Genomic DNA, 25,174 nt, shown 5'->3' on the forward strand with positions numbered 1-25,174 from the left:
ATTTAAAATTGTGCTCTTACCCCCACGGTTATGGTACGGGCAGGCGGATAAGTTGCTCCGGAAGAGCCCAGTTCAGGGTCCCACAATTTGAATTTGGAAAAAGTGAACAGGTTTTGAGCCGCTGCATAAAAGTAAAGACTTGCAATACCGGCCCTTTTAAGAGAGGGTATACCCAGATCGTAGCCGATGGAAGCCTGTTTTAACCGGCAAAAGCTGCCATCTTTTAACCACCAGGTACTGTTCTGGTAATTATTACTGCTTTGGTTCGATACACTCAACCTGGGATAATCCACGTTCTGCACCGGGTTGTCTTTTGTCCACCTGCTGGTTACATTCGACAATACATTACCAGGGTACTGGCCAATACCGGCAAAGGGAACAATCCCTACGCCACCGGCAGCGCCATTTATACCGGCGATACCCGATCCGTTGGCCATAATGCCTACATCAGATACGCCCTGCAAGAATATCGAGATATCGAAACGTTTAACACCCACCGTAAAGCCAAGTCCATATAATAAAGCCGGGAAAGAAGATTTATCCAGATAACTCCAGTCATTGGCATCTACTGTACCATCGCCATTCAGATCGCGGTATTTTATATCGCCGGGCTGAATGAGCGCGCTTCCCAATTTTTGTTCGGCGCTTTTATCTATATCATTCTGATCAACAAATAAACCCTGCGATGAATAACCGGTAAACTCGCCGAAACGGTGTCCTTCCCATTGCTGATAGGCATTGGTGCGTTTAGGCTGATCGGCATAAATGATCTTATTCTTTGCATAGGTGAAGTTGCCAAACAACCGTAATCGTACATTTTTACCAAACTTGTCATTGTATTCAATGCTACCATCCACACCTTTGTTTTGCATCTCCCCCATATTGGCGTAAATACTGCTCAGCGAGTATCCGCCCACTGAAGAAATGGATTGCCGCAGGATCAATATATCTTTTCGTTTATCACGGAATACATCTGCTACGATATTTATCTTATTCAATAGTCCCACCTCAATGCCCAGGTTATCCTTGGTAGATTTTTCCCAACGCAGGTTCTCTACGCCAAACACACTCTCCGTAATACCGGAATAATAACTGGGGCCCAGCCCGAATGCAGTCGTATTGCCGCCTGAGATATAGGTTAAGTAACCAAACCGGTCGCCGTATCCTATTTGGTCGTTACCGGTAACGCCATGCGAGGCTCTTACTTTTAACAGATTTACCGTACCGGCCAGCGGATCAAAAAAAGATTCACGGGAAATTACCCAGCCAACAGATACCGCAGGAAAAAACCCAAACCGCTCGCCTTTTTTAAAGTTTTCTGAACCGGTATAACCGGCATTCAATTCGGCAAGGTATTTATCGTTGTACGAATACGTTATACGGCTGGCAAAGCTCTGGTTACGGTAAGGAATGGCATATTTTACACTGGATGCCGTACCGGTTACGCGGTTACGCATATTATACAACAGCAAACCGCCAAAACTGTGTGCACCGAAACTACGATCGTAAGTAATATTCCCTTCGAGGTACATGACCCGTTCCCCGGTAGAACTGGAAGAATATCCCAGGAACTGGTTACCTGTTCTCACATGCTCATACACCAGGTTACCACTGCCATCTCTCGACCCTGTATACCACAGATCATTTGTACCAGTACGATTGTTATCAAATTGACCGTAGGAATCAAAAGAAAAACGGGTCATGGCTGCCAGGCCTTTGGTTACGCCATCAAGCCGCTGATTTAAACTGATAATTGATTGTATGGTGGGCCTGAACTCTGTACTGTAGCCCGAATTCTGCACCAGGTTAAACGGGTTGGAACCGCCGTTGTTGCGGGGACCGGCCCATTTATCACCGGGATAAGAAACCGGAAATGCGGTCGGATTCGTTGCATAGGCTGCATACCAGATACTGGAAGCTGAATTACCCGGGTATCGGCTATTTACCAGCATGGCATCCAGGTTCAACGACAACAGGGTGGTTTTGGTTACATTCACATCGACATTACTGCGGAAGTCGTACCGCTTGAAATTCAAATTGGGATTGTATCCGTTCACCCTGGTTACTTTATAACTTCCATCCTGGTCGTAAAAAGAGGCGGACATATAATAACGCATGGCTTCACCGCCACCGCTTACATTTACATTCCCATTGTATAAGGGCGCCCAGTTTTTATAAATTGTTTTGATCCAGTTTACGTTTGGATAGAGGTACGGGTCAAGCCCGCTGGCTGTTTTCTGGATCACGTCATCACTGTATGCCGGCGTTTCGCCCATATTGGTTTTGGCTTCATTCAACAGCTTCATATAGGTTACCCCATCCAGCATCTTGGGTGTTTTGGTCAATCCCGTCATACCAGATTCCATTTTCATGGAAATTTTCGGTTTACCGGCTACCCCTTTCCTTGTAGTAATGATCAATACACCATTGGCGCCCCTGGCGCCATATACGGCCGTGGCTGAGGCATCTTTCAGTAAAGAGATGGATGCCACATCTTCGGGATCGATATTATTGTAGGCGCCGCCAAAAGTGCTGTTTACGTCATCGCGCTGCACCCCGTCTATTATGATCAATGGCGACGTACCGCCGGTGAAAGTGCCAATACCGCGAATGGTAAAAGTGGGATTATCATATCCCGGTTCGCCACCGGTTTGCATGGAAATGATACCAGCCACTTTTCCGGCGAGCGCATTGGTCAATGAACGCACCGGGGTACGCATATCCTGCATATTGACCGAGGTTACCGAACCGGTAACGCTTATCTTTTTTTGTTTTCCATAAGCTACCACCACGGTTTCATCGAGCCCTTTTTCTGCCAGCTTCATCACCACGGCAAAAAAAGTTCTATCCCCTATTCTAACTTTCTGGGGTTCGTAACCCGTGTAAGTGATCGTTATAATATCATCAGGCAATACCTCTTTAAGAAGGAATACACCGTCTGCGTCTGTTTGGGTGCCACGCCCACCTGGTAAACTTACGGAGGCCTTTGCAAGGGGTTCGCCCTGCTCATTAAGCACCCGGCCTGTTATATCAACTGGCAGGGGCGTATTGGCCAACTCCGGCTTAGTTTCCGGCGTTGTACTTTCTATTTCCTTAATGGCAACGGTTTTTCCAATAACCTCGTAGGTAAAGGGCTGATTGGTGAACACTTTTTTCAGCGCTACATCCAACGGTTCGTTTTGTACAGAAATACTTACCGGCCGTGCTTTTTGCAACAGCTTGTCTTCGTACCAGAACTGGTACCCGGTTTGTTTTTTGATTTGCTGGATTACTTTTTCAAGGGGCGCATTTTTTTCTGATAAAGAGACCTTTTGCGCATACCCATTGGCACAAACCTGTAAACAGGTCGCCAATAAAAGAATGGCTGTCAGCTTCATGATCTGCAGTGTTTTGGTTGTTCGGCTTCGCCCAGGGCTTTCCATGCGAATAACCGAATGAATTTCTAAATCCATAACTTTGTTTTGTTTTGGGTTAAGCAATAAACAGTCAATGTTCGTTCCCGACTACGTCGGGGCTATTGGTTTAATCCAAACTATTCACCGTTCCGGCTGCAACCCGGGACGGTTTTTTGTTGGATATCCCTTTTCTTAGGCCATCACCACCAGCCTGTTACCTTCAATGCGAAAATTCACTTTACTCACTTCCAGCAAATGAAGCAACTCAGAAAGCCGGGCATCCCTTGAAATACCGCCGGTAAAACTGCGTTGCGGAATTGTGCCTTCATACACCACCTCAACATTATACCACCGGGCCACCTGCCGCATGATGCTTTTGATATCAGCCCTTTTAAAAGCGGTGAACCCATTCTTCCAGGCCATGGCCAGTTCAATATCGGCATCATCGATCTTTTTTAATTGTCCCGAAGTGAACAACTGCGCCTGTTGCCCGGGTTGTAATAATGCTTCCTGTTTTTTTCCTGTTGATCTGCCATTGCCCGCAGCCCACTCACCGCTCACTATCCGAACTTTCCCTTCCAGCAAAGTTGTTTTCGTAGCCTCTTCATCGTTGTAGGCGCTAACATTAAAATGGGTTCCCAGCACTTCGATCATGCTCCTGCCCGCTTTTGTTGAGGAGGGAATAATAACTTTAAATGGCATAGCCGGGTTTTTCGCTACTTCAAAATAGGCTTCGCCGGTCAATTCAACATTCCGTTCATTACCGGTGAAAGCAACCGGGTAACGAATAGAGGACGCAGCGTTCAACCATACTTTACTGCCATCGGGCAGTACCAGTTGATACTGTCCGCCTTTGGGTGTTGCCAGCATGTTCCAGGTAACAGCCAGGTCCTTTCCACCAACAGGTTTATAGGCTACTTCTCCATTCCTTTTCTTTATTATACTGACATTTCCCTGTTGCGACAATATGCCGTTCTGTGCACTGTCTAACACAATGGCTGTTCCATTAGCCAGAGTTAAAACGGCTTTGTTGCCACCAGGTAATACATCCCCAACAGGCTGCTGCACCGGGTTTTCATTATCAGCGACAGGTTGTTTGGTTAATCGGTTCATGAACCAGAAACCACCCAGCCCCAACGCCAGAACTATTGCCGCAGCTGCTGCAACCCATTTCCACCCAAAGCGGCCGGGGCTACCCAAAGGGATTATGCCAGCATCTGTTTTTTGTGTAACCTGCTGAAAGATATATTCCCAGTCAACATCCTCTGCCACACTCAACGGTTGCAACACCTCGTATTCGGCTTCCATCATTGTTTCAAGCTGTTCGCGGTTTTGGGGCTGCGCTATAAAGGCAAACAATTCCTGCAGTTCTTCGAGGGTACATGCTTTTTGCGTGTACTGCCTGAGCAGGTATTGCATCCGGTTTGTATTGATAGACATTTAATGAATTATTAATGATTTATTGGCAATGGTGTAATATGAATAATACAGACAATTGAAAAAAGAAGAAGGACCGGGGAAAACAGCAGTTTCTTAAAAATATTTTTTACAGGGCAAAATTCCCAAAAAGACTGTAGCTTATCCAGCATAATGCGGATACCAGAGTAGCATAATGCGCGAGATGATCTTTTATATGCTTTAATATTTCAACCAGGATATTCTTTATCCTGCTTTTGGAGAGATCTAACCGGGCAGCTATTTCTTCATGGGTAAATCCCTGCTCACGGCTTAGTTTAAAGATCGTTTGACGTTGAATGGATAGCCGGCTTATGGCCTCATCAATCAGCCGCTGGCTTTCCTGCGCCTGTAATATGGCTTCAGTGGGATTATCAACATGTGATACATTCAACCAAACCTGCTGAAGCAACTGCCTGTCGCGGGCCAGCCTGGTTAAATGGTTCAATGTTTTATTACGTGCGATGGTGTATATATATTTACCAGGGTATTCAACATGCAACAGGCTGGTGCGGGATTCCCATAATTTAGTGAACACATCCTGCACAATTTCTTCTGCATCTACTTTTGAATGGGTCAATTGCAATACAAAGGCATACAACCGTAGCTTGTACAGGTCAAATAACTGCCTGAAGGCTAATTTATCCCCATTGGCCACTTGTGCCAGTAATTCCCGATCGGTATATAAATTATCCAATGGCACCCTGTGCTTTGGTTATATAAATGAGAACAATAAATAAAATGTAAAGCAGGCAATGAGGTAAGGTTTCCTGAAGCCAGTCAGATTTAAAAATACTGTTTTTAAATAGCCGGCGAATTAAAAAAATAAATCTTTCAAAATTTTAAAAACAAATGATGGGCCGCAAACGGTTGCTACAATAACGCAATCGTTTGCGCTATATTTTTTGGCGGCACAGGTATATTAGTGAAGTAGTGAATCGGCTTTTTAATTTTTCATTCTTCATTTCTCAGCGTTGCCGCGTCGCGGCTGTTTGCCGTCTGCTTTTTGCCGTTTGCCAATTCTTTAAACAGGAAGCATCTCTTTTACCCGCCTCAGCATCTGCTCATCCGTAAGATCCAACCTAAGCGGCGTAATAGAAACGTAATTGTTTTCAACAGCCCAGCGGTCCGTGCCTTCTTCAGCCGGCTCCAGGGGTGTTACGGTAAACCAGTAATGTTTACGGCCCATGGGGTCAACCCCGGGAACTATTTTCCCATCGTACAGGCGAACCGACTGGCGCGTCCATTTGAGATCTGTTGGCTGCGTCGGAAAATTCACATTATATAAAGCCAGGTCTTTATTTTCAAATAGCAAGGCCAGCGTCCTTTCTATATAGGGCTCCAGCGCATCAAAGTCGGGCTCGCTTTTACCAACCGGTGTACTTAAAGCAATGCCTCGTATTCCCAATAATACCGCCTGTTTGGCGCCAGCGAGGGTACCCGAATGCCACATGGAATTGCCGAGGTTGGGGCCCATATTAATGCCCGATAACACCACATCGGTTTTAGCATATAAATGACTGCCCACGGCCACACAATCGGCCGGTGTTCCGTTTACTTTCCAGGCCTCTACTCCCTCCACTGCAATCGTCGCTTTTTTTATGGACAGGGGCCGGGAATGGGTGACCGCATGGCCCATTGAGCTTTGTTCATGATCGGGTGCAATGACCGTTACTTTTCCAAAACGGGCGGCAATACGGGCCAGCGCCGCAATACCCGGACTGTAAATTCCATCGTCATTGGTTATCAATATAGTCATAGGTCAAATATTGAATATTGAATGTCCAATATCGAAGTAAATACAATTCAATTATTTACGGTTTTGTATTTCACTTCAACATTCAATATTCAACATTCGATATTAAAATCGTGCCTGGTATAATTTTGTAAAGCAGATAGCTAATGAGAACCACCTATCTGATACACAACCCCGGCGCCGGTGATGAGGCGCACTCAAAAGAAGTGTTAGTAAAACTGATTGAAGCAGCTGGTTATGAATGTAGATATAGTTCTACAGATGATAAAGACTGGCAAAATATCCCACCGCATACTGATTTTATTGTAATTGCCGGGGGTGACGGCACCGTGAAGGAGGTGGTTGCCGTACTGTTAAAAAAAGAGCATCCGGTAAAACGGCTGCCGGTAGCCATTCTTCCCTGCGGCACCGCCAATAACATTGCAGAGTCGCTGGAAATAAAAGGCGAGTTGATTGATGTTATCCGCTCCTGGAGTTCCCCGCAAACCACTGCCATCGATGTAGGCGAGATCTTCGACATTGAACAGCAACCCGATTTTTTTATTGAAAGTTTCGGCTACGGCCTGTTCCCCTACCTGATGATGGAAATGAAAAAAGAAGGCAGGAATGAAATCCCTGATAAGGATCAGAAAATGAAGGTAGCCCTGCAACAGATGCATGCCATCAGTCATTCATACAAACCACATTATTGCGAACTGATCATCGATGGGGAAGATCATTCCGGTGAATACCTGATGGCAGAGGTGATGAATACCCGCTTTATAGGACCTAATCTTTTTCTGGCGCCTTACGGGCATCCGGGCGATGGTCATTTTGAAGTAGTGCTGATACCGGGAAACGACCAGGAAAAATTCGCGGCCTATATCGACAGCAAGCTGAACGATGCTGAAGTGGTATTTGATTTCATAACTATAAAAGCAGAAGACGTACACATTAAATGGAAGGGCAAGCATGTACATCTGGATGACGAACAACTGACCCTGAAGGAAAATACGCCGGTGCATGTACGAATTAAGAAGAACGCATTAGTATTCTTGAAATAACTGGCAACAATCATATAAATTAGTGACCACCATCATTAATTACTATACGAACCTGTTATACATTCGCATTACGGGTTTTTCATAGGATATTTAAAAAATCAGAGACTAAGCTCCGATGTCTATCGGAGCTTTCTTTTTTTTATAACTGTCGATGAACGTTATAAATGAAAAAACCTTCCCCGGCTTAACCGAAGAAGGCATTCACTTTTTAATTAATTTAACAAGTTTGGGCAGCTTCGTTATTCAACTCATCAGTTCAATAAATTCTCGAGTTCCTTTTCATTTAAAATGGTAATGGCGCCATCGTGAATATCGATCAGTTTTTCACTTTTAAATTCACTGAGTGTTCTTATCATGGAGGCTGTAGCCGTACCGGCAATGGCTGCCAGGTTTTCGCGGCTGATATTAATGGAGGTTTTGTATTTTCTGTTTACCGTGATCAATGCATCGGCCACTTTTTTGCGCAGGGAGTTATAAGCCAATCCAAGCAACAGTTGTTCTTTTTCGGTAATGTTGCGGGCCATCATGGTCATAAAACGCACCACCACTTCCTTGCGGGTATTCATCAATGCATCAAACTCATCTTTAGGAATGACAGACAGTTCGGTATTCTCCATGGTCTCTGCCCTTTCTTTATAAACCGTTCCTTCCAGCAGGGCCACATAACCCAGGAAATCGCCTTCGCCATAAATTCCAACTATCAGCTCCTTCCCTTCTTCGTTGGTCTTATATGTTTTTACTTTTCCTTTCTTTATATAATAGAGCCGCGCCGGGCGGTTCCCTTCTACATAAATGATCTGTTTTCTTTTATACTTGCATACATCCCGGTTATCGCTGAGCAGGCAAAGGATATCGCGCTCATTGCCGATTTTGGGCATCTCGGCCAATTGGTGGCCATTTCCATTTATGTGCGATTCATGGCTCACAAACTCCTGTTTAATCCATTCAGCACGTTTTAAACGGCATTCTATTGCCTGTAACAGCTCGGTTTTCTGAAACGGTTGAACCATGTAATCATCTGCGCCCAACTCCATGCCTTTTCGCATTTCGGCACGGTCGGCAATAGCCGACATAAAAATGAAAGGTGTGTTGCGGATGGTGGGATTTTTGTGAAGCAAATGTAAAACGCCATAACCGTCTAATTGCGGCATCACCACATTGCATAAAATGAGGTCAGGTTTGTGATGCAATGCGATTTCAATTCCTGTTTTTCCATCTTCAGCAGCAAATACCTTGTAATTAGCCAACTCGAGGATCTCTGCAATATTTTCCCTGATCCCGGCATTGTTTTCAATAACAAGAATCTTCTTCATGTTTTTGGTCGGGTTTTAAAAATGAGCAAAAGCTGTTTATCATGCTATGGCATAGCACAGTCATTTAGACCTGGTTGGTCACAGTCTTCTAAGGAACAATATGAGCTATTTATGAACGGGCCTGGATAAGGTTGAAAGAGCTTTGTTACGGAGTACTTTTTCAAAAAACACGGAGAGGCTATATTTCCCTATGGCGCACTGTAATGGCAATTTAACCAGTGTTGAAAGTTGCTATTTAATTAACCTGCAAAGGATCGGGTTACTGCTATCGAATATGACTCGGCTGGACTATGTACTTAAAGATAACGTATTTTATACATCATCCCTAGCCTCATCATAATTTTTTTTATGAATTCATCAGGCTAATAACAGTGAAATGAAACTGTTTATGGATTATTGTTTCCAGGTAAGACACGGTGGGAAAGTGCAAAGTTGCATAATTCTATTATTTTTTCATCCTGTACTATCAGGTTTTTTTTTAAATAATGCGAATACGTTGTAGCACATACCAACAAACTGACCTGCATCATTGTGTTACTTCATCGAGCAGGTATAATACTGACCGGTAGTTTTTCCCTGATGATTCAGCCAATGCCATTTCACAAGTTTTGGCAGTTGAGTAGCAATCTCCACAACCCGAATTGTTCACCTCCTCCACTTCCGCTTTTGTTGCTGATGCTGTTAAGCCCGGATAATAAAACCCGCGATCACCAGCCATACCACAACAACCGGCAGTACTTGGAATTACAGGCGCTGTAACGGTTTGCGCGGCCAGCTGTAAAAGGTTTTTGTTCAGGTTCATTTTATGCAGGGAACATACCGGATGAAATACCGCGCTGTCTTTTTTCTTCGTGATGGTTAAGCGGGGCAAGAGTATATCTGTAGCAAACTGAAGACTATCAATAATTTTTAACTGGTCGAAGCGCTGTTGATTCTCCGGCGACAAATACGGCCGGCAGGTTTGCAGGGAGTGCGTGCAACTTGTAATATCGAGCACAACGGGCAAACTTCCGCCCTTGCTCCATGTCCACAACGTGTCGATGGTTTTATTTACAATAACGCGGTAGGCAGGCGTAAAGCCTTTTGAAGCAAATGGCTGTGCGCAGCAAGTGCCGGTGAGATTGTCAGGAATCAGCAGGCCTACATTGGCCTTCCGTGACAGGCGGCGGCAAACATCTACAATGGATTCTTTCTTCTCCATGTCCTTACCCATAGTACGGCTGATGCAGGAAACAAAATACACCACATCTGCCTGTTCGGGCTTTTGTGATTTAACTGTTACCGGCGCTGTTAACTGTTGCGGCCACAAAGGGAATGCAGGCGCTATTTTGCGAACGCCACTGGTTAATTTGAACATGGCCTTTTTGCCGAATACTTTGTTCACCAGTCCGCCACTGCGCAAACCGGTTTTAATAAGCCGTTCAACAAGGCCAAAGTTTTTAGCCACCTGCATGGCAATGGCATTGCCGGTTTTGGAATGATTTTCTTTTCGCAACCGTTTAACCAGCTCGCCTGTATTGATGGATACGGGGCATTCGGTAGCGCACATGCCATCTACCGCACAGGTATCCAACCCATCATAGGCATAATCCTTTAAGATACTATTGTAGGTTTGGGTATCGCCGGCTTTTTTCAACCGCGATAAAGAACGGCGCAGCACAATGCGTTGCCTCGGGGTAAGGGTAAAGTTGCGGCTTGGGCATTTATGCTCGCAATACCCGCACTCCACACATTTGTCAACTTCCTCTTCCACTACAGGTAAAGGCTTAAGGTTCTTTAAATGACAATCTTTATCCGGATTGATGATAACACCCGGGTTCAGGATATTACCGGGGTCAACGAGGGCTTTCAACTCCTTCATGATAGTATAGCCATCTGTGCCCCATTCCGTTTCCACATAAGGAGCAATCTGCCTGCCAGTACCATGTTCCGCCTTTAGCGCACCATTGTACCTTTTTATGACCAATTCCGCCAATTCATCATTAAAAGCGCCAAAAACGCCCACTTCCTCTGGGGTGTCGATCGATTGCGATACCAGGAAGTGCAGGTTGCCTTCCTTGGCATGACCGAAGATGATGGCGTCGAAATATTTATATTTAATAAACAGCTGCTGCAGGTCTTCCACGCATTTGCCAAGGTTCTGGATGGGAACCGCTATATCTTCCAGCATGGCCGAAGTGCCTTTTTGCCGCACCGCTGCTACGGAAGGGTACATGCCCTTGCGCAGCTTCCAGTAACTGGCCTGCAGGTATTCATCGGTAGTAAATTCAGTTTTGTAAGTAATGGGCAATGTATTGAGGTACTGGGCAGCCCGGGTTAATTTTTCCTGTAAACCTGCGGCTGTATCAGATTGATATTCGCACAAAATACCCGCGCTGTTTCCCGGCAGGGTTTTCAAAAAAGCCGGTGCGCCTGCCTGGTCTTCAATGGAACGGATAGCGGCGCGGTCCATAAACTCCAGCGCTTCAGCGTCGCTATCGCGGAGAGCCGGAATGGCGTTACAGGCGATAGCTGTTGATTCAAAGAACAACAGTCCGGTACTTTTATAGGGTTTATCGGGAATGGTGTTCAACACCGCTTCGGCAATAAAGGCCAGCGTGCCCTCTGCCCCTATCAGCAAATGCGCCAGGATATCCAGCGGATGCTCATAATCAAGAAAAGCATTGATGCTGTATCCCACGGTATTCTTGATCTTATACTTGTCCCTGATCTTTTCTGTGAGAGCCGGGTTATTTTTTACGCGTTGCGCCAGTTGCAGTATGCCACCGGCCAGCTGTGGCCGGGCTGTTTCAAATCTTTTATAGTCGTCCTTATTTTCAGTATCAAACACCTCTCCATCGGGCAGCACAAACTTTAGATGCTTCAGGGTATGATAGCTGTTATTAACCACCCCGCAACACATGCCGCTGGAGTTGTTCGACAAAATGCCCCCCATCATGGCGGCATTGATGGAAGCGGGATCAGGACCTATCTTCTTTTTGTATTGTTTCAGGAAAAAATTTACGCGGCTGCCGGTGATCCCCGGTTGTACGCGTACGGCGCCCCCCTGTTGCTCGGCCTTTATCAGCGGCCAGTTGCGCGACAGATCAACCAGAATGCCCTCGGTTACCGACTGGCCCGATAAACTGGTACCGCCGGTACGAAATGTAAGCGAGGTTTGGTGTTGTTTGGCCAGTTTGAACAACAACTGCACTTCTTCAATATTCACGGGAAACACAATGGCCTGCGGCACCAGGGTATAAAAACTCGCGTCCGATGAATACGCATGCAGGTCTATTGGACGGGTTTTTAATCTGTCTGCCGGAAACTGTGCTGCCAGGGCCTCCTGTACTTGCTTTGCCTTTGTCATAGGGGAAAACTCAATGATTTCACTTTGCAAGGTACGTCATTGAGGCTAAACGCGGAACGCTTAATGCAAAACGCCTGATGAAAGCGTTCTTTCGTCAGGCGTTGACTCCAATTGCAGAAAACCGCAGGTCTAAGGCCGGTACCGGTATTGTTGCGTTACAGTAGGCATGCCAAGACCATCGTAAGGTACCAACCGTGCAAGGGAAGTCAGGTTTCCATTGGCATCAAATGTATTGGTAAAAGGAACCACTACATTTTCAACGTTTATAGATTGTACTGTACCCTATTAGGCCCCCGCGTATGTCATGAACGGGTAACCGCATAAAGGGATTACAATTAAAAATATGCGTGCCTGTTTGCACTAATTTGACTAAATTCATTGAATTATTTTTTTCCGCTGAAACGGTGCCTTGCCATATTACTGCTTGCAGTTCATCTGTTTAACCTTGCAGGCTATACGCTGTTGTTTGATTATTTCATGCAACAGAGCGACCAGCAACTAACCCAACAACTCGACAACGACGAGTATAACGACAGCGAGCTTATTGAAGTAAAGATCGCATTACACACACCTTATCTTTCCAGTTGGAATGCTTATGAGCGGGTAGATGGAGAGGTAGAAGCGAATGGTGTTTATTATAATTATGTAAAAAGAAAGGTGCACAACGACACCCTGTACCTGTTGTGTTTGCCCAATGAAAACAAAACCCGGTTACACGCAGCCCGCATGGCTTATGCCGGCAAAGTGAATGATGTACCCACCAATGCAAAGGATCCCGGGGCACTTAAAAAAAATCCGGCTGGTTCTGAATATCGTCAACCGGCAACCCATTTTACAATAATCCATCCATTGCCTTCAACCGGTGAAAAGGCGCAATCGCCAGTACCACCATTGATATTACCCTATACAAACGCTCCATTCCATCCGCCACAGGTCTAACCTGCTAACGCTTATCATTAGTAAACCTGGTGGGGTTCAACTCCCCTGCCCATTCATTCACGCGGCTACTGGTCAATGATCCATTGATCACTGCCTCAACATATACTTCCATGACCATTGCCTTTCCTCGAGGATGGCTGGCCATATTTTTATGGCTGGCCCTCTCTTGTAATACGCATCGTTCGCCCAATAAAGAAATGATAGACCTGTTGCATACTGTTGCCGAAAGTGAAAATGTACCCGGCAATTCATTTGCCTCAGAAAGGAAAAAAATATTTTACGATTCGCTGCTGCAGGCGGCCACCAGCTATCCTGATTCGGCCTCGGCCAGCTTTGGCCTGGCCAATACCCTGCTGGAGCTTGGTCAGGAAGACAAGGCCATTCCGATTTTTGAAAGCCTGATCCGCAATTTGCCACCTTACCTGATCGATAATAAAAAATTGGTCACGAAAAGCCTGGCCATTGCATACCTGCGCCTGGGCGAAAGAATGAACTGTATTTATAATCACACTGGTGAGTCGTGTATTTATCCCATTGCCAATAAAGGCATCCACGTAAACAAACAGGGGGCCGAAAAAGCCATTGAGCTGTATACCGACTTGCTTAGATACGACGGCGACCTGGAATCACGATGGCTGCTCAACATTGCGTACATGGCTGCGGGCAGGTATCCGCAGGACGTACCACCGAATTTACTGATTACTTTACCGCCCGCCGACAGCACTGTTAGTATTAAACCGTTTACTGACCTTTCGGCCCGGCTTTCGCTGAATGTAAAGAATATGGCCGGCGGCAGCATTGTGGAAGATTTTAACAACGATGGGTATGTAGACATCGTTACCAGCAGCTGGGGATTGCAGGAAGGCATGCATTACTATATCAATAACCGCAATGGTACCTTTACCGATGCTACAGCCACCTCCGGACTAAAAGAGCTTACCGGCGGCTTGAACATGGTGCAAACCGATTATAACAATGATGGGCTGAAGGACATTTTTGTTTTACGGGGCGCCTGGAAAGGCAAATATGGAAAAGAACCCAACTCGTTACTAAGAAACAATGGTGATGGCACGTTTACCGATGTTACCATAGCAGCAGGGTTGTTATCTTTTCACCCCACCCAAACGGCCACCTGGGCCGATTTTAACAACGATGGCTGGCTGGATGTATTTATCGGCAATGAAACAAGTAATCCCGAAGAAATGCATCCCTGTGAATTTTATCTCAATAACCGGGACGGCACCTTCACGGAAGCTTCGGCTAAAGCCGGTTGTACCACGATCGCGTTTGTAAAAGGTGTAACCTCCGGCGACTATAACAATGATGGTTATGTAGATCTTTTTATTTCTACGCTAAACGGGAAAAAGATCCTGTTTAAAAATGAAGGCGTAGTAAATGGCGTTTGTCATTTCAAAAATGTTTCGGAAGAAGCCGGGTTAACCAATAATACCACATCCACCTTCACTACCTGGTTCTGGGATTATGATAATGATGGCTGGCCCGACATCCTGGTTTGCGGTTATGAATTCAGCCGTTCACTGGCCTGGTATGCCGCTGCAGAAGCACTGCATGCCAACCCGGGTAATTCGGGACATATCTTCCTGTTCCATAACAAACACGATGGAACGTTTGAAGACGTATCGGAAAAAACGGGGTTGAACCGCATTGCTTTTGCCATGGGCGGCAATTTTGGCGATATCGACAATGATGGCTGGAGTGATTTTTACCTGGGTACCGGCAATCCGCAATACTCCTCGCTGGTACCAAACAAGCTGTTCAAAAACGTGGACGGTAAGCGCTTTGCCGATGTTACCATTCCGGCGCGTGTCGGTAACCTGCAAAAAGGCCATGGCGTTTCTTTTATTGACCTGGATAATGATGGCGACCAGGACATTTATATTGAAATGGGTGGCGCCTATGTAGGCGATGCGTACGAAAATTCATTGTATATAAATCCCGGCCAAAACAACAACCACCGGCTGCTGCTGAGCTTACAAGGTAACGGGAGTAACCGCGCAGCAATTGGTGCGCGCCTGAAAATATCTTTTACTGAAAATGGCAACAAACGAACGGTGTACCGAGATGTAAATTCCGGCGGCAGTTTTGGCGCCAATCCGTTGATGCAACACATAGGCACAGGCGCCGCCACCACCATTGATGAAGTTTCCATCCTATGGCCTGGCGATTTAACAACGCAGGTATTCACCAATGTGCCGGCAGATGTACTGATTTCCATCAAAGAGGGCGTTCATACATTTACCACTAAACGCCTGCAGCCTTTTAATTTTAATAACATAACACCAAATATTATCGATTGTTTTCCGGCAACCAGGTCGGCAGTGACCGTTAAATAAAATAATGCGTATAAAAATCCTCCGGATAAGCAATATTTCCGGAGGATTTTTATTTGCAAAACTTTTTTAATTTCCCCTATTAATTACCCTGATTTTCATACTCTTACCCTTGCTAAATATTGTCATTAGGAAAATTTGGCCTCATGATTGCTGTGTTGGTATTGAACAACCTCCAAGACTGGTTATTGCCCTGACAGTACGCATACATTTTCTTTCCGTATACACCCTACAGCAACACCTGTAGTTGCTGAAGTATTTATTACAGCTAACTAATCTCATGAAAAAAAGTAATTGACCAACCCGGCTTTAAACCTGGGCGGCCATCTTTTATCCAAACCACAAATCTATTATCAGAAAGTATGAAGCGTGTACCAATGACGATATTATACATTGACGATGACCAGGATGATCTGTTGATATTTGAAGAATCTGTTAATACTTTGTTCCCTGACATTACCCTCTTCAAAGCACAAAGCAGTGAAGCGGGCATCTATATCCTGAACCAGCTTGAGGCTGAAAAAAAGCCTTACCCGTCCTTGATCATGATCGATTTGAACATGCCTAAAACGGACGGAAGGAAAACCTTACAGCATATCCGAAGTATTGAGAAATGGCAGGACATCCCGATTGCCATTTTCACCACCTCTGCGACCAAAGACGATATTGAGTTTTGCCAAATGTATGGGTCGGCGTGTATCACCAAACCCATGAACTTTATTGATTTCAGCAAAACTTTACAAAAATTGTTTAGTCAGATTACACCGCTTTAAAACAAATAGACAGTAGGCAATAGACAATAGGCCCTCCTATGCTAAAGCTTGCGCCTCTTCCGCCGGTTGGCGGATTCAGCGACATGCGGACAGTAGGCAGTGGAAAAAATCCTGACATCATTGCCAATTGTCTATTGTCTATTGATCACTGCCCTTTAGTGATCACTACCGGTCCTAAGAGCCCTGAAGGCATTAAAGGGGCATCGGGTTTAAATACTATATTGGTATGGGTGAGTCTTTTTTCAGCAGGCAAAGCGGCATCACCGATGAGGCGGTTGGGCCAGCAATTGACCACTATAATCTCCAGCACATTACCGGTTTGTTGCAGCAAGCCGGTCACTTCAACGCGCCAGGGAGCAGTCCACAGAATGCCGAGCGCTTTGCCATTTAATTTTATTTCGGCAATGTTATGCACCACACCGGTTTCCAGGAAGTACCGGCTACCCGGTTGAATGCCGGTTGCATCAAAACGCTTTTCATATACAGCCTTGCCGGAATAATACTTTATTCCTTCTTCAGGCCTTTTGGTCCAGTCTTCCAGTGCAGGAAATTCAACACTGGCAGGTCCACCCCAGGCGGTATCAAAATGCACCGCCCAGCCGCCGGTTAATTCCTGCACAGGTGAATAAGAAAGAAAATTGGCGGCTGCTTTTTTAGCAACGGGCTGCTTTTGTAAAGTAGCTTTTTTGAAAACAATGAACCACGATTGAAAGGGTGCAAACTGTAAAGGAATGCTGGTATAACCATCTGCCTGTGTACTTACGTTAACAGGAATGGTTTCCCCGGTTGTTGCATCCCAGATCTCCGGCTGACGGCCGTTGATGCGGAACCGGCAGTTCATCTGCTCCTCGCGCTTATTGCGATTGGCTACAAAATACACTTCTGTATCGCCAATGCTGCGATGGATAAAATCAATAAATGCATTGTTGTTGTCGTAAATAAAATCAGGCCCTACCTTTTTTTCTTTCAGGATTTCTTGCAAAGAAACATTCCAGTAAATCTTTCCTTTGCCCAATGTATTTTGTTTGATGCTTTTGCCATCACATTTGCCCCAGATGGATGCCGCCAGTTCCTGTACGCGTGCATCGCATTGCGGATAATCTTTCAGTCCGCTATCTTTTTCCGGCTTTGGTCCTACGATGGTAGCTCCGGCCAGCACCAGTTCTTTTAATTTTTGCAATACGGCAACCGGCATATTGGTATTACCGCGTAACACCAACAGGTGGTAGCTCATACCATCAGGCAATACCAGTTTGCCGTTCTTAACGCTTATGCGGGTCAGCAACACTTCTTCATTGCACACATCATAATCATATCCTTTACCGGCTGAAGGGTCCACATGTTTGGGCAGCACGATATTTGGCGTGATGTCGCCATTATAATACAGGATATCGGCCACAAACAAACCCTGCTGCAACAGGTACTGGCAACGGCTGATATAATCCAGGAAGGGCCCCGATTGGTTCCACCACGTTACATTGGGATTAAAGTGCGTACCTGCGCCATATTCTATACCCGGTTTACCATCTTTAGGCCGCGTAGCCGTTGAGGTATGAAAAAGAAAACGGTTGATGCCTTCACAAAAAGCGCGGTCGGCCGCCTGTTTCATATTACCGGGATAATCGTACCAGTGACGGAAAGAGGTGAATGATTCGGCTGAAGCCGTTTTCTTTCCATAGATATGCGCGGCAGAAGTCACCATTTTGGTTACTTTGTTCTGTCCCTGTTCCAGCCGCACCACGCCATAACCCAGCTTTTCATCCAGCCCACCTTCTTCATCGTGTTTACCACCCAGCCAGAATTCACCCTGTGGCATATCGCTGCGGCCCAGGTTCTTTAATGCATCCATACACATGGTGCCGGAGCGACTGGGACCTGCAGCTTCGTTCTGTACCTGCAGTCCGTTTTGATGACACAAGTCGGCAAAATGTTTATAATGTTCATCAGCCAGGCAATCCCCTATCGTTTTACGATAGTCGTTCAAAAACCGGTCGCTGATTTCCACACTGCCGATGATAAAGCCATTCAGTACGGGCAGGTATGGGGTGGGATCGTACCCGCGGTATTTTTTAAATTGAGGAATGATGTCTTCTGTCCAGTTAGGGAAACCATCTTCAAAACTATCGTCACAGAAATATTTAAGCGTTTTGCCGGCATACTCGCCTGCTTCCTGTACCAGCACCTTTCCCAGGTTTTCAAATTGCAGATCAACACCAGTATGACTTAACCAGTCAACCGAAAGCCCGCTGGCTTCGGGTTGGGCAATCATCACTTTGGAACCCGTCATCCGATGACCGGTGCGAACGATGGTCCATTCACCGGCGGGCACGTCCCAGTCGAGCTGACCATCGGCGTTTAGTTTACCAGTAAGGTCGATCACCTTATCTACCGGAATGGGTTGGTCGCCGGGCATCACCTCCCAGGGTGTTGATACCGGCCCCATCACGTCATTTGCTTTTATAAAATTGCTGGCGTCTTTGCGGTTGGTTTTGGCTATAAAAAGCGTTGACCGTTTATCCGTGCGTAAAGGATTGTTATCGGCGGCTGAAGGAATGGCTACAACAGCTGTATCGCGATAATCTAATTTCTCCAATGGCAGATCGATGTATTCCTTCCAGCCGGGTGCATTTACCAGGTTGTCGTACCCATCCCGGTTACCCGGTAACGGTAATTTACCAGAGAATTTTTGCGGGCCCTTCACCGTTATTTTCGATTGCAGGAACCAGCGGCAGCTGTGCTGTGGCGGGATCCAGGGACCACCCATACACCAGCCCGAACTCATGTTCACGCCAAATTTTATTCCGAGGCGATTGGCTTCTTTTAATGCAAACCGGTACAGCTCCCGCCATTCGGGTGATAAGAATCTGGCGCCTTGCGGAACTTTGGCGCCGCCTAATCCATCCGCCGAATTGATCATCAGTACCTCACCCATACCCTTGGCTTTATACTCCTCCAGGTCGCGGGTAATACCTTCTTTATCCATAAGGCCATTGAACCACCACCAGTAACAACCGGGTTGAAACTCCTGGCCGGGCGACAAAAACTTTTCTTTCAGCGTCGTAATCGTAGGTATACCACCAATACCAGGTGTCCATTTCACTATTCCAGCCTTAGCCGTGGCTAAATGAGCAGTGGTTAACGAAGTGAGGGCTATGAATTTGCGACGGTCCATTTATTCTTGTTATTAGGTTGTTAGGTTCGTAGTTTCTGAAAAAACGTATTAAACACTACACGTTGAACGTTCAACTTTAAACTACTTTTTACCAAAGAATTTATTCTTATCACTCGAAGCCGGTGCTAACGATTTAACAGCAGCCGCCGCTTCTATAGCCCGGTCTGCTTCAATTACATCAACACCACTTTTGATGATTGCGGTATAAGCTTTGGCGCGTTCTTCGGTAGTAGGCAATTTATCGTAGGTAGGCGCGCTGGAGATCATACACATTACGCCGCGCTGGTGCAACAGCTCTATCAATTCTTTGTTCTCCGGTTTAATGTCGGGCCCAATGTAGGCCATGATCTGTTGCCAGGGTATACCGGCTTGCTCATATTCTTCCATTGCCTGTTTTGTTTTTACAAATGCCTCAAACATCACGTTTTTATTATCATCATAATAAAACTTCGCCTGTTTGGCATTATGAACAGTAATCATTACCCAGGCTTCGGCATGGTGCTTTTTGATGAGCTTTGCCGTTGTTTCCATGGGCACATCTTTTTTATCGAGAATCAATACCGTTCTGCCCTTTGCCCAAATGATGGCTTCTTCCAGGGTGGGAATACGGTAAGGCGTTACATTACCGTTTACATCTTTCAGCTTAAACTTTTTGGCTTCTTCCCAGGTGTAGCTATTCAGCTTTCCCTTGCCGGTAGTAGTACGATCGAGTGTATCATCGTGCAGCAGCACCACCACGCTGTCTTTTGTTAAATGCGGATCTATCTCAAACGTTGCCGGGGTAAACTGCAGGGAATGTTCAAAAGCTTCGAGGCTGTTTTCGGGTGCATTCACATCGGGACCACCGCGGTGCCCGCTGATCAGTGGCACATCATGACCGGTGTATTTGAAGTATTGTTGTAATTGCTGCGGCGTACTGATGTTAAGTACGTTTAACTTTTTCGACTGTCCCATTACCTGGGCAGCCACAAAACAACTGGCTGCTACAGCGAGTTGCCTGCTGACGCGACGTAGGTTCATAGATAATTATTTTAGGCTTGCAATCAGAATTTTGAATTAAGGTAGCGCAACATAAAAGTTCCATCCGGTTCCAGCGTAAACATAGAAGCAGCGGAGTTCTCCATAAAAAACATGCGGTAATTGCGCAGCGGCATGCCCAGTTTATGCGCCAGGTATAAGCGGTTTACGCCGTTATGCGCCGCCACCAGGAAGTTACCGGATGTATATCGATTTTGTAACCACTGAAAAAATGCATCCACCCGCTGTACGATCTCCGCACCGGTCTCGCCCGTGCCACCGGCCCGGTTGTTGGCAGGATCATTCATCCAGTTGCGCCACAGCTGCGCATTCTCGGCCATGAACTCTTCTTTTGTTTTTTTTTCCCAGCCGCCAAAATCGGCTTCTATCAGGCGTTCATCTTTTATCACCTGCGCGCCGGTTGCTATTTGCGCAGTCGTATACGCACGTTGCAACGGCGAAGAAAACACGCCATCCCATTTAATCGATGATAACTGCTGACGCAAGGTTTCGGCCTGTTTTAATCCTTTTTCGGTAAGCGGAATATCTGTTCTGCCGCAATAGCGGTTGTTATCGGCGTTCCAGGCGGTTTCTCCATGCCTGATCAAATAAATATTAAGCATATGCTGTTTTGCTGATATAGCCTTTACCGGCCAGGGTATCTATAAATTGCTGGTAATTCTGTTTGTAAATAGCTACCGCATCCGATCGCGGATTGACTTCTTTTTCAATTTGTGTTAAGGCTTTGGCCGCTTCGGTCAACGACGTAAAATGCGTTTGTGACGCAGCAATGATGGCAGCGCCTACGGCGCCTGTAACATGTTTCATTTTGTATACGGGTAATTGCAGCACGTTGCTCCTGATCTGCAACCACAGCTCGCTGTTACTGCCGCCACCTGCGGTGAATACGGCCGTTACGCTTTCGCCCGACAATTCCTCTATTACTTCATACGCATACTTTTCAATATAGGCCACGCCTTCCATACAGGCGGCAAACAATTCAGCGGGCGGCAGTCCTACCGGGTGAAACCCCGTTGCCTGCGGTGCTATAAACGGGAATCGTTCGCCCTGTTGTTTCAACGGCCAGGCCATATGCCTGGTGGGTACCAATGCAGCTGCCTGCGTTGTTAATTCATGCAGGTCATTACCAAAATCCCTTGTCACCCAATCAGCCCCGGTATTACTGGCTCCACCAGGCATCCAATAACCTTCGGGGTGACGGTGACAATATAATCGCCCATAAGGGTCGTTAATCTCTTTGGTGGTTACGCCTTTTACTACCAGCGTAGTGCCAATGGTTGTGTTCCAGTCGCCCACCTGCACAGCGCCTGAGGCGATCTGTGCGGCACAACCATCCGTCATGCCTGCTACTACTTTAATATGTTTTGGCAATCCTAATTCAGCTGCGAGTTTGGGCAGGATATTCGCTACGGTTGTACCGGAAGGTTGTACCGTTTGTAACCAGTTTTGTTGAATGGGCAGTTTTTCCCGGATGTAGGCAGGCCATTCTTTTTTACGCACATCATAGCCCGATTTCAGGGCATTGGTATAATCAGTAACATCATACCGGCCACATAATTTACCAATAATAAAATCAGCGGCATGAATGAATTTACCCAGCTGCTCCACCTTACCGGGATACCGGTTTATGAACCATAACATTTTGGGCAAACCGCTGCTGGCATTAAAGGCCGTATAACCTTCGCTGTTTTCTGCCAGCGCCACCTTTTTACAAAAGCTGGCTTCTTCAGCCGAACGCGGATCGCTGTACATAATGGCATTGTACAACGGTTCATTATTTTTATCAATAGGAATGATGGTGCCTGAAGTGGAGGTAACAGAAATCGCCACAATATCTGCCAGGTTGATTGTCAACCTCACCTGCCCTACTACCTGTTGTAAACACAACATACAATCGTGCCACCACTGTTCCGGCGATTGTTCTTCGCGGGATTGATTATTTAATGGAAATGCCTGCTCACCACTGCCCAGTACTTCACCAATCGAGTTGATTAATACAGCTCTTGCACCTTGTGTACCTATATCAATACCAACGAAATATGGTTTATTCATATTAGTTCTTTGTTCCAAGTTTAGAGTTTCAAGTTCCGAGTTCCAACTTGGACCCTGGAACTCGGAACCTGGAACTTGTTTTATTGCATACTCCTAAAATTCGTTCTCGTTTTCTTCCACTCTTTATACAACCTTGTATAGTACTCCTGCTGCTGCGGATATACCACTTCAATACTATCATCAAATTCAACAGTGGCTTTCAACGCTTCATTACAAATAAGCGCGCCACCGATAACCGATGATTGTTCAAAGCCGCGCCGCACCTGCACTTTCTTGTTCAACAAACCCGCCAGTAAACTACGAAGGGCAAGGCTTTGCAAACCGCCGCCACAGGCCCACACATAATCGGGCTGGTGACCAGCCACTTCGCCAAGGATCTTATAATTCTCTGCAATAGAGCAGGCGATATCCAGGATGGTAGCCCATACAAAATGTCCGCGCGTTAACTGATGCGAGACCGGCGTTGGGAATATAAACCCACCTTTTATCAACGGTGTTTTTTCATCGGCCACCACTGAACCGAGCGAGGCCATACAAAACGTATCTTTGGTAGCAGCCAGCTCCTGTTCAATAACGGTATAACTTTCGTTGGGGTAAAAGATCTCCTTCAGGCGTTGAAAGTTCAACCCGGTTACCCCGGCATTGGCTTCAAACACCAGTCTGTTGGTTTCAATATCGCGGCTCGTCCAGGTACGTTGGTGCGCATCCAGCATATATGTATCCACCAGTTTTACAATGGGCGTGGTGGTACCGGAAACAATTACAATGTCTTCTACAGCAGGCTGCGTGCTTTTTATAGCCAGCTGTGTATCGCCACCGCCTGCAACCACCACTGCATCTTTTGAAATAGCAAAGGAAGCGGCAATCTCAGGCAATACAGGCCCCAGGATCTCACCTGAGTTCTTTAGTGGTGGCAGCAACGAGCTGTCCAACGCAAACACATCGCACAGGTCTTCACTCCATTCCCTGAACTGTACGTCGTACAACAGGGTTTCTGAAGCCTGTGAGTGTTCGTATTTTATTACGCCGCTCAACTGGTACTCAACCCAGTCACTGATGCTTACAAAACTCACGGTATTCTGCCAGATCTCTTTCCACCGTTTTTTTATTCCAATTAATTTAAAGGCCGAAAACAGGGAAGTGGGATACCGGCCGGTGAGTTTATACACGATGGTTTTATCGGGCACTATGTCTTCCCACTCGCGGCCGCGGTGATCGATGTTTGGCAAACCTATAAGCGATTCGCCGTTTTTACCCAACAATACAATGCCCTCACGCTGGCTGGTAGCCGTAACTGCGCGCACCGTAACACCGGGCATTTGAGCGATGACCTGTTTGGCTAATGCAGTCACCTGTTTCCATAAGGCATTGGGATCGAAATACAGGGCATCGGCATATTTATCGTCACGAATGTATTGAAGATCTTCCCGGGCCACCCCCAATACCGTTCCATTGGCGCTGGCAGCAGCCACCCGTACATTCCCGGTGCCGATATCAATAATTATGTATGCTTCTTTTGTGGTCATGGTTATATTATATCTGAACAGTCAGTAATTCTTTATTGGCCAGCCTGGCGCCGGATCTTTTATTGTCAATATACCAGTCAACCAGGGTTTTGTTTAAGATGGTTACATGATGGTCTTCCACCTCAAAGGTAGCGCCCGCAATATGCGGTGTGGGCAGTACGTTGGGATGATCGATTATTTTATAATCAATTTCATCGGGCGGCTCATGATCGAACACATCGAGAATGGCGCCGCGGATAGTACCCTCTTCCAGTACCCGCAAGAGGTCGTTCCGTTGTACTACTACCGCACGGGCCGTATTTACAAAAATGGCATTCGGTTTCATCTTTGATAATAAGGAATAATCGATGATGCCTTTTGTTTCTTCCGTCACCGGCAGGTGAATGGAAACAATGTCGCTGGTTGCAAACAGCTCTTCCAGCGAAACGGAACGGTACGCTTTATCATAAGTGGTTACATAGGGATCATAAAACTGGATTGGACAGGGATAGCATTGCAGCATGGTGGCTATCAACTGACCAATAGCGCCAAAGCCAACCATGCCCACGGTTTTACCCGCCAGTTCGGTGCCTTTGAACTGTAAATAGGAAGTATGCGCACCGGCGGCCCAGTTACGGCCTTTTAACCATTCCACCCCGGCCAGGGTATTACGCATAAACGTTATCACATTGGCAACAAACATTTCCGCCACCGCCTGTGCATTGCGGGCTGGCGTATAAAAAACGGGAATGCCGTGTTTGGTGGCAGTTTCAATGGCCACATTAGAGGGCGTGCCCCTGCATACACCTATAAATTGCAAATGAGGATGTGCATTTATTACATCGGCTGTCACGTGATCGTGTTCGGTTATCAATGCATTGGCAGCAGTGGCAGTTAACAACGCCGTTAATTCATCGGCATAATATGCCCGGCCATTGGGTTTCCAGGGTCTGTAAATTACCTCGCCAAAACGTTCCTGCAATGTTATTAACCCGCTTTCATTGTACGGCGCCGTCACAAGGATCTTCATAAT

Annotated in this window: 16 protein-coding genes; 4 read left to right on the forward strand and 12 right to left on the reverse strand. The window is 46.2% G+C overall.

Features of this window, described 5'->3' with window-relative positions; genetic code table 11:
* Positions 1-2 precede the first annotated feature (2 nt).
* The 4 genes from NIAKO_RS17215 to surE all read right to left on the reverse strand — a co-directional run bounded on the left by NIAKO_RS17215 (position 3) and on the right by surE (position 6,609).
* A complete protein-coding gene (locus tag NIAKO_RS17215) occupies positions 3-3,452 on the reverse strand; it encodes a TonB-dependent receptor (RefSeq protein ID WP_014219714.1) in 3,450 nt (1,149 codons plus the stop codon).
* A 135-nt stretch (positions 3,453-3,587) separates the two neighbouring features.
* Positions 3,588-4,835 carry a FecR family protein gene (locus NIAKO_RS17220; protein WP_014219715.1) on the reverse strand — a complete coding sequence of 416 codons (1,248 nt, stop codon included), beginning with the start codon at positions 4,833-4,835 and terminating at the stop codon, positions 3,588-3,590.
* Between the two features lie 106 nt (positions 4,836-4,941).
* Complete coding sequence (locus NIAKO_RS17225; RefSeq protein ID WP_014219716.1) at positions 4,942-5,553, reverse strand: RNA polymerase sigma factor; 612 nt, start codon at positions 5,551-5,553, stop codon at positions 4,942-4,944.
* 321 nt (positions 5,554-5,874) lie between these two features.
* Positions 5,875-6,609 (reverse strand): 5'/3'-nucleotidase SurE, encoded by a 735-nt coding sequence (gene surE / locus NIAKO_RS17230; protein ID WP_014219717.1) that lies wholly within the window; start codon positions 6,607-6,609, stop codon positions 5,875-5,877.
* Positions 6,610-6,752: 143 nt separating this feature from the next.
* Here surE and NIAKO_RS17235 point away from each other — a divergent pair, with 143 nt between their 5' ends.
* Entirely contained in the window at positions 6,753-7,649 is an 897-nt protein-coding gene (locus tag NIAKO_RS17235; RefSeq protein ID WP_014219718.1) for a diacylglycerol/lipid kinase family protein, read from the forward strand.
* 251 nt (positions 7,650-7,900) lie between these two features.
* On the opposite strand, the gene NIAKO_RS17240 is transcribed toward NIAKO_RS17235, so the two are convergent.
* Positions 7,901-8,962: a response regulator gene (locus NIAKO_RS17240; protein ID WP_014219720.1), complete on the reverse strand. Its 1,062-nt coding sequence runs from the start codon at positions 8,960-8,962 to the stop codon at positions 7,901-7,903.
* A gap of 526 nt (positions 8,963-9,488) precedes the next feature.
* Positions 9,489-12,311: an FAD-binding and (Fe-S)-binding domain-containing protein gene (locus NIAKO_RS17245; RefSeq protein ID WP_014219721.1), complete on the reverse strand. Its 2,823-nt coding sequence runs from the start codon at positions 12,309-12,311 to the stop codon at positions 9,489-9,491.
* Between the two features lie 378 nt (positions 12,312-12,689).
* On the opposite strand from NIAKO_RS17245, the gene NIAKO_RS17250 reads away from it, so the two are divergent.
* The 3 genes from NIAKO_RS17250 (at position 12,690) to NIAKO_RS36895 (ending at position 16,374) form a co-directional block, all read left to right on the forward strand.
* Positions 12,690-13,250, forward strand: coding sequence for a hypothetical protein (locus tag NIAKO_RS17250; RefSeq protein WP_014219722.1), 561 nt, complete (start codon positions 12,690-12,692; stop codon positions 13,248-13,250).
* Positions 13,251-13,360: 110 nt separating this feature from the next.
* A complete protein-coding gene (locus NIAKO_RS17255) occupies positions 13,361-15,604 on the forward strand; it encodes an FG-GAP-like repeat-containing protein (protein ID WP_014219723.1) in 2,244 nt (747 codons plus the stop codon).
* A gap of 359 nt (positions 15,605-15,963) precedes the next feature.
* Positions 15,964-16,374, forward strand: coding sequence for a response regulator (locus NIAKO_RS36895; RefSeq protein WP_107685565.1), 411 nt, complete (start codon positions 15,964-15,966; stop codon positions 16,372-16,374).
* A gap of 145 nt (positions 16,375-16,519) precedes the next feature.
* Here the strand turns inward: NIAKO_RS36895 and NIAKO_RS17265 are convergent, their stop codons facing one another.
* The 6 genes from NIAKO_RS17265 to NIAKO_RS17290 form a co-directional block, all read right to left on the reverse strand.
* On the reverse strand, positions 16,520-19,546 hold the full coding sequence (locus NIAKO_RS17265; protein ID WP_014219725.1) for a glycosyl hydrolase: 3,027 nt from the start codon (positions 19,544-19,546) through the stop codon (positions 16,520-16,522).
* A gap of 81 nt (positions 19,547-19,627) precedes the next feature.
* Positions 19,628-20,566 carry a glycerophosphodiester phosphodiesterase family protein gene (locus tag NIAKO_RS17270; protein WP_014219726.1) on the reverse strand — a complete coding sequence of 313 codons (939 nt, stop codon included), beginning with the start codon at positions 20,564-20,566 and terminating at the stop codon, positions 19,628-19,630.
* Between the two features lie 23 nt (positions 20,567-20,589).
* Positions 20,590-21,186 (reverse strand): histidine phosphatase family protein, encoded by a 597-nt coding sequence (locus tag NIAKO_RS17275; protein WP_014219727.1) that lies wholly within the window; start codon positions 21,184-21,186, stop codon positions 20,590-20,592.
* Positions 21,179-22,636 carry an FGGY-family carbohydrate kinase gene (locus NIAKO_RS17280; protein WP_014219728.1) on the reverse strand — a complete coding sequence of 486 codons (1,458 nt, stop codon included), beginning with the start codon at positions 22,634-22,636 and terminating at the stop codon, positions 21,179-21,181. Before NIAKO_RS17280 ends, NIAKO_RS17275 begins: the two co-directional genes overlap by 8 nt.
* 80 nt (positions 22,637-22,716) lie before the next feature.
* Positions 22,717-24,162 (reverse strand): FGGY-family carbohydrate kinase, encoded by a 1,446-nt coding sequence (locus NIAKO_RS17285; RefSeq protein WP_014219729.1) that lies wholly within the window; start codon positions 24,160-24,162, stop codon positions 22,717-22,719.
* 7 nt (positions 24,163-24,169) lie between these two features.
* Positions 24,170-25,171, reverse strand: coding sequence for an NAD(P)-dependent oxidoreductase (locus NIAKO_RS17290; RefSeq protein WP_014219730.1), 1,002 nt, complete (start codon positions 25,169-25,171; stop codon positions 24,170-24,172).
* Between the last annotated feature and the right edge of the window lie 3 nt (positions 25,172-25,174).

Origin of the sequence: Niastella koreensis GR20-10 (assembly GCF_000246855.1) — a bacterium.
Classification (GTDB): Bacteria; Bacteroidota; Bacteroidia; order Chitinophagales; family Chitinophagaceae; genus Niastella; species Niastella koreensis.